The following is a 15,005-nucleotide window of genomic DNA, read 5'->3' on the forward strand; positions in this document are numbered from 1 at the left end:
CTCGACGGTGGTGGCTCGGAGAACAAGGAACCGCAGGACAGGGCTGATCCCAGTTGCCGATAGCCGTCTGGCGGTCGTCAGGATCAGCCGGTGCTGGACTCCAGGACCTCGAGAACCCCGGGTCCATAGCGTTCGAGCTTCTTCAGGCCCACACCGCTGACCTGGCCGAGTTCGCTGATCGAGTTCGGTTTGGCTTCGACGATTCCGTACAGGGTGGCATCGGGGAACACGACGTAGGCGGGGACGCTCTGCTCTTTCGCCTGATCGGCACGCCAAGACCGCAGAGCCTCGAACAGGGCTGTGTCCGCGGTCCCGAGTTCGACTTCGGGGCCGCCTCGGCGCTTGGCTCCTGCTTTCTTGGATCCGGACTTCTTGACGGGGTCCACACGCAGAGACACTTCCACTTCGCTGCGCAGAACCGGGCCGGCGTCCTCACCGACGACGAGCACGCCGTAATCGCCGTGGGACTCCAGGAGACCGCGGGCGAGGACCTGGCGGACCACAGTCTTCCACTGCGCTTCACTGAGGTCTTCGCCGATTCCCCAGACACTGAGGCTTTCGTGATCGGCCGCGCGGGAGCGCTCATTGTCGTTGCCGCGCAGGACGTCGATGACCTGGCCCGAGCCGAACTTCTGGCCGCGTTCACGGTCGAGGCGGATGACGGCCGAGAGGAGTTTCTGTACCGCCACCGTTGCGTCCCAGGTCACTGGGGCAGTGATGCAGGTGTCGCAGTTGCCGCAGGGATCTGATTCCTCGTCGAAGTAGCGCAGCAGCTGCACGCGCCTGCAATCGACGGTCTCGCACAGGGCCAGCATGGAGTCGAGGTGCGACATCGCGCGCCGTTGGTAGGTGCGATCGCCGTCGCCCGACTCGATGAGCCGGCGTTGGGAGACGACATCGCCGAGACCGTAGACCATCCACGCATCGGCCGGCAGCCCGTCACGTCCGGCGCGACCGGTCTCCTGGTAGTAGCCTTCGACGCTGCGCGGCAGGTCGAGGTGGGCGACGAAGCGGACATCGGGTTTGTCGATACCCATGCCGAAGGCGATCGTCGCGACCATGACCACGCCGTCCTCGCGGAGGAACCTGGCCTGATGATCGGCGCGCACTTCGGACGGCAGCCCTGCGTGATAGGGCAGGGCGTTGATTCCTCGGGCCATGAGCGCCTCGGAGAGCTGTTCGACACCGCGCCGGGACAGACAGTAGACGATGCCCGAGTCACCGGAATGTTCGGTGGTGATGAAGTTGATGAGCTGAGAGCGGCCAGATTGCTTCGGCTCGATGCGATAGGTGATGTTCGGGCGGTCGAAGCTGGCGACGAAATGCTGGGCATCGCCGAGGTGAAGTCGCTCGGTGAGTTCGGCATGCGTGGCGGGAGTGGCCGTGGCGGTGAGTGCGATGCGTGGAACGTCAGGGAACCGTTCGGCCAGCACTCCCAAGCCCAAGTAGTCGCTGCGGAAGTCGTGGCCCCACTGTGAAACGCAGTGGGCTTCGTCGATTGCGAACAAAGCGACCTGTGCACGTTCGAGCAGCGCCATTGTGCGCGGCAGGACGAGGCGTTCAGGTGCCAGGTAGAGCAGATCGAGTTCACCGGCAAGGAGTGCGCGCTCGACGTTCTGCGCTTCCTCGAAGTCGAGGGTCGAGTTGAGGTAAGCCGCCCGCACACCAAGGTTCTCCAGGGCGGCGACCTGATCAGCCATGAGCGCGATCAGCGGAGAGATCACGACGCCAGCGCCGGGCCTGACGAGGCTCGGTATCTGATAGCAGAGAGACTTTCCACCGCCGGTGGGCATGAGCACGACCGCGTCACCACCGCCCACGATCTGATCAACGACCGCTTGCTGCTGACCCCGAAACTCGTCATAGCCGAAGACATCGTGGAGGACGTCGAGCGGGGAGGTTGTGGGTGCCGAGGTCATGCGCTCCAGCCTAGTGGACGGTGCTGACTCGGCCGAACTTCGTACGCGGAGCCCACGTGTGGTGTCGGTGCTTCGTCAGTGACAACAAGGTTGTGGGAACACACGGGTACAGAGGAAGTGGATGTGCACGGGTATGGACGCCGTGGGTAAACACGGGCATAGAGGACCACGCGCTGCAACGACGACTCTGACCACAGGCAAAGGAGGCCTTCACGGACATTCTTTGGGGTGGCCTGAGGACGTGTGGTGGGCGTCACGTCGAGTTTTCCGGTTTCGAGTTGCACGCACTGGTCGGCCTGGTCTAGAGTTGTATCTCGTTGCCCCGCAGAAAACGAACTCTTCGAGAACAGTTTTCACCCGGTATGACCAGCACAAACACAGTTTGAGCAGGTTGTTCACAGGTTGCGGATGGCAACGACAATTGAAACTGACACCCCCGGTGTACGCCGCCATTTTGTGATGGTGTGTGGTGACGGGTGAGTGTGTGTGGTTTGAGAATCCAATAGCGTATTTGTTTGAACAGATAGTGATGCCAGAAACATTTATTTTTCTGGTAAGACAATCACATGTTCACACACAAGTCACGGCCCCCTCACCGGGGTGGTGACGCCAGCGTGTGTGGACATGATTTTTTTAAGCTGACCGCGGTCACCCCGTGACCGTAGTGTTGGCTGTCTTGCTGGGATTCATTCGTAACATAATTTTTTTATGGAGAGTTTGATCCTGGCTCAGGACGAACGCTGGCTGCGTGCTTAACACATGCAAGTCGAACGCTGAAGCCCGCAGCTTGCTGTGGGTGGATGAGTGGCGAACGGGTGAGTAACACGTGAGTAACCTGCCCCCGACTTCGGGATAAGCCCGGGAAACTGGGTCTAATACCGGATATGACCAATACTCGCATGAGTGTTGGTGGAAAGTTTTTTCGGTTGGGGATGGGCTCGCGGCCTATCAGTTTGTTGGTGAGGTAATGGCTCACCAAGACGACGACGGGTAGCCGGCCTGAGAGGGCGACCGGCCACACTGGGACTGAGACACGGCCCAGACTCCTACGGGAGGCAGCAGTGGGGAATATTGCACAATGGGGGAAACCCTGATGCAGCGACGCAGCGTGCGGGATGACGGCCTTCGGGTTGTAAACCGCTTTCAGCAGGGAAGAAGCCCCTTGGGGTGACGGTACCTGCAGAAGAAGTACCGGCTAACTACGTGCCAGCAGCCGCGGTAATACGTAGGGTACAAGCGTTGTCCGGAATTATTGGGCGTAAAGAGCTCGTAGGTGGTTGGTCACGTCTGCTGTGGAAACGCAACGCTTAACGTTGCGCGTGCAGTGGGTACGGGCTGACTAGAGTGCAGTAGGGGAGTCTGGAATTCCTGGTGTAGCGGTGAAATGCGCAGATATCAGGAGGAACACCGGTGGCGAAGGCGGGACTCTGGGCTGTAACTGACACTGAGGAGCGAAAGCATGGGGAGCGAACAGGATTAGATACCCTGGTAGTCCATGCCGTAAACGTTGGGCACTAGGTGTGGGGGACATTCCACGTTCTCCGCGCCGTAGCTAACGCATTAAGTGCCCCGCCTGGGGAGTACGGTCGCAAGGCTAAAACTCAAAGGAATTGACGGGGGCCCGCACAAGCGGCGGAGCATGCGGATTAATTCGATGCAACGCGAAGAACCTTACCAAGGCTTGACATACACCAGACCGTCCTGGAAACAGGTCCTCCTCTTTGAGGTTGGTGTACAGGTGGTGCATGGTTGTCGTCAGCTCGTGTCGTGAGATGTTGGGTTAAGTCCCGCAACGAGCGCAACCCTCGTTCTATGTTGCCAGCACGTGATGGTGGGAACTCATAGGAGACTGCCGGGGTCAACTCGGAGGAAGGTGGGGATGACGTCAAATCATCATGCCCTTTATGTCTTGGGCTTCACGCATGCTACAATGGCTGGTACAGAGAGATGCGAGACCGCGAGGTTTTAGCGAATCCCTTAAAGCCAGTCTCAGTTCGGATCGTAGTCTGCAATTCGACTACGTGAAGTCGGAGTCGCTAGTAATCGCAGATCAGCAACGCTGCGGTGAATACGTTCCCGGGCCTTGTACACACCGCCCGTCAAGTCACGAAAGTCGGTAACACCCGAAGCCGGTGGCCCAACCCTTGTGGAGGGGGCCGTCTAAGGTGGGACTGGCAATTGGGACTAAGTCGTAACAAGGTAGCCGTACCGGAAGGTGCGGCTGGATCACCTCCTTTCTAAGGAGCACACATCAGAACCCCAACGCAGCGTCCATTCGTGATGCTGGTTGGGTAGCTCAAGGGTGGAACATCCCTATCTGGCTCGTCCACACAGCGGTCTTCGGGGTATGTGCCTCGTGTGAGCGTGTTGGTGGGTGGATATGAATGAATACGTTATTGGGTCCTGGAATCACAGGCCCCACACAAACACAGTCTTTGTGGTTGTGAGTGTGTGGTGTGGTGGTTTCATCTAACGGACCGACCCAGACCATAGTCACAGCGCTTCGTCGTTGTGGGTGTGGGTGGTGTTTGGTAGTGGTTTGAGAATCGTATAGTGGACGCGAGCATCAACAACACACCAGTGGTGTGTTGTTATGTAATGTGATTTTTCTTGTGAAATCCGAAAGTGTTTTTTTCGCGCACACAATCATCGACCATGAAAGTGGTTGGTATGAGTGTGTAAGAGCGCATGGTGGATGCCTTGGCATCAGGAGCCGATGAAGGACGTGGAAATCTGCGATAAGCCTCGGGGAGCCGATAAACGGGCTGTGATCCGAGGGTCTCCGAATGGGGAAACCCCGCCACATGAGAGTGTGGTGACCCGCATCTGAATATATAGGATGTGTGGAGGGAACGCGGGGAAGTGAAACATCTCAGTACCCGTAGGAAGAGAAAATAAAATATGATTCCGGGAGTAGTGGCGAGCGAAACTGGAAGAGCCTAAACCGTGTCAGTGTCAAGCGTGCTGGTGTTGCTGACGTGGTGTTGTGGGGTATGCGTGTCTCACCCAGCATGGTGGGGACGTTGATGTGTGTTGCGTGTAGTCGAAGCTGGTGGGAAACAGTACCGCAGTGGGTGAGAGTCCCGTAGACGAAACATGTGACCCCGACGTTGTGCATAACCCCGAGTAGCACGGTACTCGTGGAATGTCGTGTGAATCTGCCAGGACCACCTGGTAAGGCTAAATACTTCCTGATGACCGATAGCGGATAGTACCGTGAGGGAATGGTGAAAAGTACCCCGGGAGGGGAGTGAAATAGTACCTGAAACCATGTGCTTACAATCCGTCAGAGCCTCCTTGTTGGGGTGATGGCGTGCCTTTTGAAGAATGAGCCTGCGAGTTAGCGGTGCGTGGCGAGGTTAACCCGAGAGGGGTAGTCGTAGCGAAAGCGAGTCCGAATAGGGCGTATGAGTCGCGTGTCCTAGACCCGAAGCGGAGTGATCTAGCCATGGGCAGGGTGAAGCGTGTGTAAGAGCGCGTGGAGGCCCGCACCCACTTCAGTTGAAAATGGAGGGGATGACCTGTGGTTAGGGGTGAAAGGCCAATCAAACTCTGTGATAGCTGGTTCTCCCCGAAATGCATTTAGGTGCAGCGTTGCGTGGTTCTTGCCGGAGGTAGAGCTACTGGATGGCTGATGGGCCCCACCGGGTTACTGACGTCAACTAAACTCCGAATGCCGGTAAGGTTCAGCGTGGCAGTGAGACAGTGGGGGATAAGCTTCATTGTCGAGAGGGAAACAGCCCAGACCATCAACTAAGGCCCCTAAGCGTGTGCTAAGTGGGAAAGGATGTTCAGTTGCGAAGACAACCAGGAGGTTGGCTTAGAAGCAGCCATCCTTGAAAGAGTGCGTAATAGCTCACTGGTCAAGTGATTGAGCGCCGATAATGTAGCGGGGCTAAGTACACCGCCGAAGTTGTGGCAGCACCCCTGAAGCCGTAATGGTGGGGTGTTGGGTAGGGGAGCGTCGTGCTGGCAGTGAAGTCGCCGTGTGAACGAGTGGTGGAGCCGGTACGAGTGAGAATGCAGGCATGAGTAGCGAAAGACGGGTGAGAAACCCGTCCACCGGATGACCAAGGGTTCCAGGGCTAGGCTAATCCGCCCTGGGTAAGTCGGGACCTAAGGCGAGGCCGACAGGCGTAGTCGATGGACAACCAGTTGATATTCTGGTACCGACATTCAACCGTCAATACCAAAACACACGATACTAACTTTCTGGCTCGTCCTTTGCGTCTTCGGATGTGATGTTGGCGAGTTGGCAAGGACCTGAGTGTGGAGTCGGTAAGCGCGAGGTGTGACGCAGGAAGGTAGCCAGGCCACGCGATGGTAGTCGTGGTCTAAGGTCGTAGCACGTGGGGGTAGGTAAATCCGTCCCCACATTGAGTGTGAGAGCTGATGGGCGCCCCACTTTTGGTGGGGTGATCTGGTGATCCTATGCTGCCGAGAAAAGCATCGGCGTGAGGTTGTGTGTTGCCCGTACCCTATAACCGACACAGGTGGTCAGGTAGAGAATACTAAGGTGATCGAGAGAATCGTGGTTAAGGAACTCGGCAAAATGCCCCCGTAACTTCGGGAGAAGGGGGACCATCCCGGTGAACAGGACTTGCTCCTGGATGTGCTGGTGGTGGTCGCAGAGGCCAGAGAGAAGCGACTGTTTATTAAAAACACAGGTCCGTGCGAAGATGTAAGTCGATGTATACGGACTGACGCCTGCCCGGTGCTGGAAGGTTAAGAGGACTCGTTAACCCTTTAGGGGGTGAAGCGGAGAATTTAAGCCCCAGTAAACGGCGGTGGTAACTATAACCATCCTAAGGTAGCGAAATTCCTTGTCGGGTAAGTTCCGACCTGCACGAATGGCGTAACGACTTCTCTGCTGTCTCAACCACGAACTCGGCGAAATTGCATTACGAGTAAAGATGCTCGTTACGCGCAGCAGGACGGAAAGACCCCGAGACCTTCACTATAGTTTGGTATTGGGATTCGGTGTGGTTTGTGTAGGATAGGTGGGAGACTGTGAGGCCTCAACGCTAGTTGGGGTGGAGTCGTCAAGTGAAATACCACTCTGACTATACTGGATTTCTTAACTTCGGACCCTGATCGGGTTCAGGGACAGTGCCTGATGGGTAGTTTAACTGGGGCGGTTGCCTCCTAAAGAGTAACGGAGGCGCCCAAAGGTTCCCTCAGCCTGGTTGGCAATCAGGTGTCGAGTGTAAGTGCACAAGGGAGCTTGACTGTGAGACGGACGTGTCGAGCAGGAGCGAAAGCTGGGACTAGTGACCCGGCCATGGCTTGTGGAAGCGTGGTCGCTCAACGGATAAAAGGTACCTCGGGGATAACAGGCTGATCTTGCCCAAGAGTCCATATCGACGGCATGGTTTGGCACCTCGATGTCGGCTCGTCGCATCCTGGGGCTGTAGTCGGTCCCAAGGGTTGGGCTGTTCGCCCATTAAAGCGGTACGCGAGCTGGGTTTAGAACGTCGTGAGACAGTTCGGTCCCTATCCGCTGCGTGCGTAGGAAATTTGTGGAGGCCTGTCCTTAGTACGAGAGGACCGGGACGGACGAACCTCTGGTGTGCCAGTTGTACCGCCAGGTGCATGGCTGGTTGGCTACGTTCGGGAAGGATAACCGCTGAAAGCATCTAAGCGGGAAGCCTGCTTCGAGATGAGATTTCCAACCCCATTTTGGGGGTGAGGTGTCCTATAGATTATGGGTTTGATAGGCCGGGTATGGAAGCACTGTGAGGTGTGGAGTTGACTGGTACTAATACGCCGATCACTCATACAACCCTTTTGTTGGTTGGTGTGTGCGAGTAACGTTTACGGGTTTTATAAGACTTAACGGGTCATGTTGCATGATGGTGTTCGCGTTCGCTGTACGGTTCTTGGACCGCTACTACACTCTTCGAGCTTGGCTCAGGGGTGGTGGTGGTTTGTTGGTTTTGCGGTGGTGATAGTGGTGGGGAAACGCCCGGTTAACCGTTCCGATCCCGGTAGCTAAGCCCATTCGCGCTGATGGTACTGCAACTTGGTGGTTGTGGGAGAGTAAGTGACTGCCGCAATATTCTTAAGAGTCTGGGGTCATTCCACTTTCGGTGGGGTGGCCCCTTTCTCGTATTCATGGCCTTGTGTGTTTTCATGTGCGTGGGGTTGTGTTGGGGGTTGTCTCGTGTGTTGCGGGATGACCCCTTTTCATATTCACTGGCCCCATTGGGGTGTCCGGCAGGTGACAGATGGACCTTCACAGCCAGGGAGACACGGAACGTCCGTCCCTTGTCATTGCTGTGTCAGCTCCTCGCGTTACCCTGGAGGCCGAACTACCGAGCCGCGGGCTCATGGGCATGAAACTGAGGAGCAGAGTGGAAACGAACAGGCGCGCGATCATCAAGTCAGCAAGTCTGGTGGGCGGAGTCGCAGTCGTCGGCACCTCTGTAGGGCTCACCTCGGCGTGCACCTCGGAGGAGCCGGGCGACTCACAGTCCGACTCCGGCGCAGATGCCACCGTTGAGGCCAGCGAGGTTCCTGTCGGATCCGGAACCGTCGTCGATGAAACCTATGTCATCACCCAGCCGAAGGAGGGCGAGTTTCACGCCTTCTCTTCCGTCTGCACACACCAGGGCTGCCAGGTTCGCACCGTGACCGAAAAGGAGATCGTGTGCCCGTGTCATTCCTCGAGGTTCTCGACCACTTCAGGTGAGGTGACCGGCGGTCCCGCGACCGAGCCACTCGCCGAATATTCGGTGTCTGAAACCGGCGGGAAGCTGACGATCTCCGGCAGTTCCTGAACCGAGCGCACCTCACCTCTTGCGAGCGGCATCTTCGGTGATTTCGGTATTGCACGTTGCCGACCGTCCTAGCTCAGCAGCAATCCCGGTACCACCAGGGCACCGGAGACGGCGAGTGTGAGGACGCTCGAGACGCTGAGATTGGCGATCTCCGACCGATGCGTCTTCTCATTCGCTGCCCTCCACGAGAGGGTCGGCCACACTGTTGCCGCCAGATACACAGCGAAGACATAGCCGCCGAGGCTGAGCATCCAGACGTAGAAGAACCACGAGTTCCAGCCGCCGAAGTCGGCGATGAGCCGGACGAGCAGCAGCATGGCGACGGCAACGAGAAGATTGCTCAGCAGCATTGTTCGGGTTGTCGCTCGAGTCGCCCGGATAGCGGCGAAGGATCCCCACGCGACGACGACTGCGCTGGCGATCTGAGAGAAGAGTTCGGGATTCATGATCGATCTCCTGCCGACGAGATCAGATCGGCGGCATCGTCGACCCAGTTCGCCGAGTCGACGAGGACGACGATCCCCTCGTCCGATTCGGGGTCGAAACCGAAGTAGGACCGGTACCCGCCGGTCCCGCCGTTGTGCCAGGTGAGATTCGGACTGCGATCCTTCGTTGTGAACCAGGCCCAGCCGATGCGGTTGCCCTCGTCGTAGTCTTCGCGAGGTTCGATCGCCTCGGCGCCTGGAGCTGTCCCATCCATCGTCGCTCGCAGCCAGATGCTCATATCGTGCACTGTCGACCTGGCGGCGCCTGACGGGGCCGTCCCGCCCAGCGTCCAGGGAGCAGCCGGAAGCCCGGAGGCTGTGTACCCGTGGGGCAGTCCCTGCGCCGATTCGGGCACGTACGTGTTGTCCATCCCCAAGGGCTCGGTGATCCGGTCGCGAACGAGATCTCCGTAGCTGGATCCGGTGACCGTCGCGAGGGCCTGGCCGAGGATCCCGAAGGCGAAGTTCGAGTACTCCGTCTTCTTCTCACCCACGTCTGCATCCTTGAGCGAGCCGACGAGGTCCCTCGCGGACCCGCGATAGGGGTCGGTGTGGAGGTATCTCGAAATTAGGCTCGCAAGGCCGTCTCCGAAGTCCAGCGCCGGCTCCTGCTTGGGCAGACCCGAACGCTGCGTGGCGATCGAAGTCAGGGTCACCTCGGCGACATCACCTTCGAGATCGGGCCACACATCGCCAAGTCGGGTGTCCTCGTCGATCTCACCCCGCTCGATGGCGTCGGCGAAGAGCGCAGCTGTGAAGGTCTTCGTGATCGACCCGATCTCGAACTCGGTCTTCTCGTCAGCACCGACCCCACCCCAGGTGACCTCATCGCCGTTGACCTTCGCGGCCGCAACATGGTGCCAGTGCGCGCTGCCGAGGGTCTCTTCGACCTGTTTGACCAGACCGGCGTTGCCGGTGGTCTGGCCTTGGAATCCGCGCGGGAACGGTGTGATGACCACGAGGAGAGCCGCAGTGATCACAGCGGCGATGATTGCAGTGAGCCGTCGCTGAGGTATGGCCGGAATCCCGTGCGGGGGCGGGGTGCTCGTGTGCGAGGCGTTGGTACTGGTATCCATGTGCTGTCCTGTTCGACGGTCAGTGCGGTGTCAGTGGGTACCGATCAGGATGAGTGTGAGCAGGGGGATGATCTTCTGACCAGGGACCCTCCAGTGCCCGCGCCGAGAATTCTCGAGCCAGCCGGCCCCGGCGAGAGCGTGGACGTGGTGGTAGATCTGGCCGGTTGTGCCGAATCGGTCATCCTGGCCGAGCTGGGACACCGTGGTCGTGCCCTCGTAGACCGCCTGCAGGAGCTCAAGCCGGACGGGGTGTCCCAGTGCTGCCAGGGCAGGGGCCGCCTCGGCGAAGTTGAGGACTTCGAGTGCAGCCGAGGGCAGACCCATCTGCCAGGAGACCGGGGACTCGGCGCCGGGTGGGGTGGTGTGGCCGGTGTAGACGACACCACCCTCGTCTCCCGCATGGTCGAGGAGGCCGTTGAGAGCCCAGAAAGTATCGTCCTCGGCAGCTCGGGCCGGTCGTTGGCTTGGGGCAGAGTCGGATGCTGCCGCGGCAGGAGCAGCGGGTGCGACCGCAGCATTCTCCAGGTCGGCGACCTTGCGCTCGAGTTCTGCCAGACGAGCCTCGACTGGGCTCCTTGAATCATCCTTCGGTGGGGTGCTCATAGCCTCAGAATACAATTGATACGTAATTACGTAAAGACATGAATTGCTAGTGGCGAGCCCGGTACCAGACAGACTCAGGTGAGAGACCTAAACTGGTGGTGTGATGAGTACCGACGAACCGCGCACCGAGTCCACGCAACCGCGACCTGAAGCACTGCCCCAGGCCATCTCCGAGTCGAAAGCGCTCGGTGCTCCGATGGTCGTCCGCGGAATCCTCGGCGTCGCCTTCGGCTTCGCGACGGTCTTCTGGCCACGTGATGCGGCAAGCCCCAAGCACCTGTCGATGGGCGTCGACATCGTCGACATCCTGTCCATCAGCTACCTCGTGCTCTTCGCTCTCGCCCTTGTCTACCAAGCACTCCGCTCGCCGCTGAGCGTGCGCACAGCGGTCTACGGCCAAGCTGTCATCACGATCCCCGCGATCGTGTTCCTGTTCCTTGCAGACCAGCCCGCGGAACTGCGCGCGGCAATGAGCATCTGGGCCCTGCTCCACGGACTCATCGAGCTGTACAACTACCGTCAGCTCAAGTCCCACCCGATGGCCTCGGACTTCCTCATCGCGGCGGCCTGCCATGTGCTGCTCGGCGTGATCCTCATCTTCGGAGACGGATTCGGTGCGCTGTGGATCCTCGGCTTCACCGGTGTGGCCACGCTCATCGCCGGCGTCATCTTCATCATCGGCGGCTACTCGCGCATCAGCAAAGCCAAGCAGATCGCAGCCGGCGGCGAATCATTCGTCGATGGCCTCCCCGCAGCCGAGACTGATGATCCAACTGCTCCCGACACACCAGACACTCCCGACACACCAGACGCTCCTGACGACAAGAACTGACGATCGCGGCGCAGCCGCCGACAACCACGTCACCCGACGCCCCCAGCCGAACTCGAGAAGACCGAGGTGAGATGAGTACCGTCGAGCACGACTACGAGAATCTTTCCCCACTGACTCCCATCGCCGCCTCCGTCAGCTCCTCGGGCCTCCTGGGCGACCTAGCCGAAGCCAGCCGCGAACTCTCCCCGGAGCTCTTCCGCCGACTCTTCGAAGTCTCACGGTCACCCTCACTCCTCATCGCCACCGACTACGACGGCACCATTGCGCCGATCGTCGACCTCCCCGGCCAGGCCTTCCCGCTGGACTCCTCGGTCGACTCACTGCGCGCGCTCGCTCTGCTCCCGTCCACCTCGGCGGGGGTGATCTCCGGTCGCAGCCTCCGCGATCTCGCGGCGATGTCACGGCTGCCCCGGGAGGTCCACCTCTTCGGCTCCCACGGCGGAGAGACGGACACCGTCGCCATCGACACCCTCGACCCAGAGCAGCGCACGGCTCTCGACGGCCTCCGGCGAGACCTGTTCCAGACGCTGCCGACCACGATCATCGAACACAAGACCACCGGCGCGGCTGTCCACCTGCGCGGGCTCGACGAGGCAGAACGCCACAAGGTCGAATCTGCGGTGGATGAACTCGTCGACACTCATACGATCTTCCCGACTCGGGGCAAACAGGTCATCGACCTCTCGGTCGTCCCGTCGTCGAAGGCCGAGGCGCTGACCCGCCTGCGGGAGCAGACCGGGGCAGAGGTGGTCGTGTTCATCGGCGATGACACCGCGGACGAATTCGCCCTCGAAACGCTGGGGGAGGCTGACCTGGGGCTCAAGGTGGGCCGCGACCCTGCAGAGACGCACGCGGACTTCCCGATCACCTCCCCGGAGGAGGTCTCCGTCGTCCTCGCCGCGATCTACGAGCTGCGCAAATCCTGGCTGTTCGGCAGGCGCGCGACCCCGATCCACCGGCACAGTCTGCTGGGCAACGGGCAGTCGACGGCACTGGTCGACCCTTTCGGCAGCATCTGCTGGATGCCGCACCCGCTGCCGCACTCCTCGTCGATGTTCTCTGAAATCCTCGGCGCCGAGGCTGCCGGATTCTTCGCCGTCGACACCGAAGCCGGCACCGCCCCGCTGACACAGCGCTATCTCACCCACTCCACACTCCTGGAGACCCGCTGGCCGGGCCTGAATTGCATCGACTACCTCGCCCCGGTCGACGCCAACAGCGACGACACCATCGTCGTGCGCGTGCTCACCGGCGACACCGCCGCCAGGATCCGCTTCGCCCCACGACTGGACTACGCCACCGTGCCGACGCGCATGATCCGCAGCCATGACGGCGTGCAGCTGCTCGGCACCTCCGAGCCCATCTCCCTGATCGCGCCCGGGCTCGACTTCGAGATCAGTGAGACCGGACAGTCACACACCGCCGAGGCGGTTGTCGTGCCCTCTGACATGCCAGGTGGCGTCGTGGTCCTCGTTCTGGCCTGCGGCACCGGCACCGGCGATGCCCGCTACATGGCCACCGGCGGTGAGCACCATGTGCGCGAGCGCGCCCTGAACTTCTGGACCAACTGGGTCGACACCCTCAACATCCCCAGCCACCACCGCGAAGAGGTCATCCGCTCGGCGGTGACCCTGCGCGCGCTGTGCCACGAACCGACAGGAGGGGTGCTCGCGGCACCGACGACCTCCCTGCCCGAGGGCATCGGCGGCGTGCGCAACTGGGACTACCGCTACACTTGGCTGCGCGACGGATCGATGACCGTGCGCGCGCTGCTCTCCCTCGGGTCCACCGGTGAAGCCGAAGGATTCCTGTCCTGGCTGACGGGAATCCTGACCCGTACAGTGTCCCCCGAGCAACTCCACCCGCTCTACGCCGTCGACGGCTCAGCCCTGACCACCGAGGCGGTGCTGGCCCACCTGCCCGGATACGCGGGGTCCCGTCCTGTTCGGGTGGGCAACGCGGCCGAACACCAGGTCCAACTCGACGTCTTCGGCCCGGTCACCGAGCTCCTCAACGAACTCAGCGAGCACCTCGGCGATCTTCCGGATTCGTATTGGACACTGACGTGTCAGATGGTCGAAGCCGTGAGCAAACGGTGGTTCGAAGCCGATCACGGGATCTGGGAGGCCAGACGGCCGCCGAAGCACAACGTCTACACGCGTGTGATGTGCTGGGTGACCGTCGATCGGGCGCTGCAGATCGCCGAGCGCTTCGGCCGCGAACTTCCCGGTGCCTGGCGGCAGCTGCGCGAGGAGATCGCCCACGATGTGCTCGAGAACGGGTACAACGAAGAGGTCGGGGCCTTCACCGTTGCCTACGGTGAGACCGACCTCGACTCGGCGTGCCTGTTCGTGGGGCTCTCCGGTCTGCTGCCGGCCGACGACCCTCGCTTCGTCTCGACCGTCGATGCCATCGAGCGCGACCTGCGAGTGGGTCCGACGGTCTTCCGCTACCGCTACGACGATGGGCTGCCCGGTCTTGAGGGCGGCTTCCACATCTGCACGACCTGGCTCATCGAGGCCTTCATCAAGGTCGGACGCATCGACGACGCGTGGGACCTGTTCCGTCAGCTGGACAACCTGCTGGGGCCCACCGGACTGCTGGCCGAGGAATACGACCCGGTCGCGGAGATGCACCTGGGCAATCACCCGCAGGCCTACTCTCACCTGGGCTACATCCGCGTCGCGCAGATGCTCGACGCCTACCGCCCCAGCTGAGCACGGCATACGGTCACCGGCATCCGGCAACCGAGAAACGGGGCGAGTGTCAATACACGGGTGCAAGCGTGTATTTCTCGGCATGCAACTCGTGCCTCGCCGCAGGTGGCGTAGCCTCACTCGACGAGGAGGGTGACCACCTCGGCGATGCACGCGGGTCGCTCTTCGCCTTCGATCTCGATGACGTGCTTGAGGATGACTTGGGTGCCCTTGTCGCCGGGAATGACCTCGTTGACGCTGACTGTGCCGCGCAAGCGGGAGCCCACCGGCACCGGCTGAGCGAAGCGGACCTTGTTGAGGCCGTAGTTGACGCGGATGGACACGCCCTCGATGGTGAAGATTTCGGACGAGAACTTCGGAATCAGGGACAGGGTGAAGAAGCCGTGGACGATCGTCGAACCGTAGGGGCCCTCTGCCGCGCGCTGTTCGTCGATGTGGATCCACTGGTGATCGTCGGTGACATCGGCGAAGGTGTTGATCGCGGCCTGGTCGATCGTCGTCCACTCGGACGAGCCCAACTCGGTGCCGACGAGCGAGGTGATCTCAGCGATTCCATTGAGTGTGCGCATTCTTGGTTCTCCTTTGATCCGTGAC

Annotated in this window: 8 protein-coding genes and 3 rRNA genes; 6 read left to right on the plus strand and 5 right to left on the minus strand. The window is 60.5% G+C overall.

Translation table 11 applies throughout. The features are described 5' to 3' along the window. Positions 1-83: 83 nt before the first annotated feature. Positions 84-1,919 (minus strand): DNA helicase RecQ, encoded by a 1,836-nt coding sequence (gene recQ / locus HU144_RS04575; protein ID WP_235350321.1) that lies wholly within the window; start codon positions 1,917-1,919, stop codon positions 84-86. Positions 1,920-2,624: 705 nt separating this feature from the next. Here recQ and HU144_RS04580 point away from each other — a divergent pair. The 4 genes from HU144_RS04580 to HU144_RS04595 all read left to right on the plus strand — a co-directional run bounded on the left by HU144_RS04580 (position 2,625) and on the right by HU144_RS04595 (position 8,698). Then, positions 2,625-4,156 (plus strand): 16S ribosomal RNA (locus HU144_RS04580). A 431-nt stretch (positions 4,157-4,587) separates the two neighbouring features. Then, a 23S ribosomal RNA gene (locus tag HU144_RS04585) occupies positions 4,588-7,701 on the plus strand. Positions 7,702-7,856: 155 nt separating this feature from the next. Further along, positions 7,857-7,975, plus strand: a 5S ribosomal RNA gene (rrf, locus tag HU144_RS04590). The 16S, 23S and 5S rRNA genes sit together here, the layout of an rRNA operon. Positions 7,976-8,272: 297 nt before the next feature. Beyond that, positions 8,273-8,698, plus strand: a complete 426-nt coding sequence (locus HU144_RS04595) for a QcrA and Rieske domain-containing protein (RefSeq protein WP_235350322.1) — start codon at positions 8,273-8,275, stop codon at positions 8,696-8,698. 68 nt (positions 8,699-8,766) lie between these two features. Here the strand turns inward: HU144_RS04595 and HU144_RS04600 are convergent, their stop codons facing one another. Genes HU144_RS04600 through HU144_RS04610 form a run of 3 tightly spaced genes read right to left on the minus strand, consistent with a single transcriptional unit; the run spans position 8,767 to position 10,862 of the window. Continuing rightward, positions 8,767-9,144, minus strand: a complete 378-nt coding sequence (locus tag HU144_RS04600; RefSeq protein ID WP_235350323.1) for a hypothetical protein — start codon at positions 9,142-9,144, stop codon at positions 8,767-8,769. After that, a complete protein-coding gene (locus tag HU144_RS04605; protein WP_235350324.1) occupies positions 9,141-10,259 on the minus strand; it encodes a serine hydrolase domain-containing protein in 1,119 nt (372 codons plus the stop codon). The genes HU144_RS04600 and HU144_RS04605 overlap by 4 nt, the downstream gene beginning before the upstream one ends. A 30-nt stretch (positions 10,260-10,289) precedes the next feature. Next, positions 10,290-10,862, minus strand: coding sequence for a helix-turn-helix domain-containing protein (locus HU144_RS04610; protein ID WP_235350325.1), 573 nt, complete (start codon positions 10,860-10,862; stop codon positions 10,290-10,292). Between the two features lie 103 nt (positions 10,863-10,965). Here HU144_RS04610 and HU144_RS04615 point away from each other — a divergent pair, with 103 nt between their 5' ends. After that, positions 10,966-11,694 (plus strand): hypothetical protein, encoded by a 729-nt coding sequence (locus HU144_RS04615; protein ID WP_235350326.1) that lies wholly within the window; start codon positions 10,966-10,968, stop codon positions 11,692-11,694. Positions 11,695-11,765: 71 nt separating this feature from the next. Next, positions 11,766-14,411 (plus strand): trehalose-phosphatase, encoded by a 2,646-nt coding sequence (gene otsB, locus HU144_RS04620; protein ID WP_235350327.1) that lies wholly within the window; start codon positions 11,766-11,768, stop codon positions 14,409-14,411. A gap of 116 nt (positions 14,412-14,527) precedes the next feature. Here otsB and HU144_RS04625 read toward each other — a convergent pair whose 3' ends face one another. After that, entirely contained in the window at positions 14,528-14,980 is a 453-nt protein-coding gene (locus tag HU144_RS04625; RefSeq protein ID WP_235350328.1) for a MaoC family dehydratase, read from the minus strand. Between the last annotated feature and the right edge of the window lie 25 nt (positions 14,981-15,005).

The sequence above is a fragment of the Brevibacterium sp. UCMA 11752 genome (assembly GCF_021532235.1).
GTDB classification, from domain to species: domain Bacteria; phylum Actinomycetota; class Actinomycetes; order Actinomycetales; family Brevibacteriaceae; genus Brevibacterium; species Brevibacterium antiquum.

Bases quoted from the DNA above. Each gene is read 5' to 3' on its own strand.
- HU144_RS04625 (WP_235350328.1), bottom strand. From the start codon at position 14,980: ATGCGCACACTCAATGGAATCGCTGAGATCACCTCGCTCGTCGGCACC.
- HU144_RS04615 (WP_235350326.1), top strand. From the start codon at position 10,966: ATGAGTACCGACGAACCGCGCACCGAGTCCACGCAACCGCGACCTGAA.
- HU144_RS04605 (WP_235350324.1), bottom strand. From the start codon at position 10,259: ATGGATACCAGTACCAACGCCTCGCACACGAGCACCCCGCCCCCGCAC.
- HU144_RS04610 (WP_235350325.1), bottom strand. From the start codon at position 10,862: ATGAGCACCCCACCGAAGGATGATTCAAGGAGCCCAGTCGAGGCTCGT.
- otsB (WP_235350327.1), top strand. From the start codon at position 11,766: ATGAGTACCGTCGAGCACGACTACGAGAATCTTTCCCCACTGACTCCC.
- HU144_RS04600 (WP_235350323.1), bottom strand. From the start codon at position 9,144: ATGAATCCCGAACTCTTCTCTCAGATCGCCAGCGCAGTCGTCGTCGCG.
- recQ (WP_235350321.1), bottom strand. From the start codon at position 1,919: ATGACCTCGGCACCCACAACCTCCCCGCTCGACGTCCTCCACGATGTC.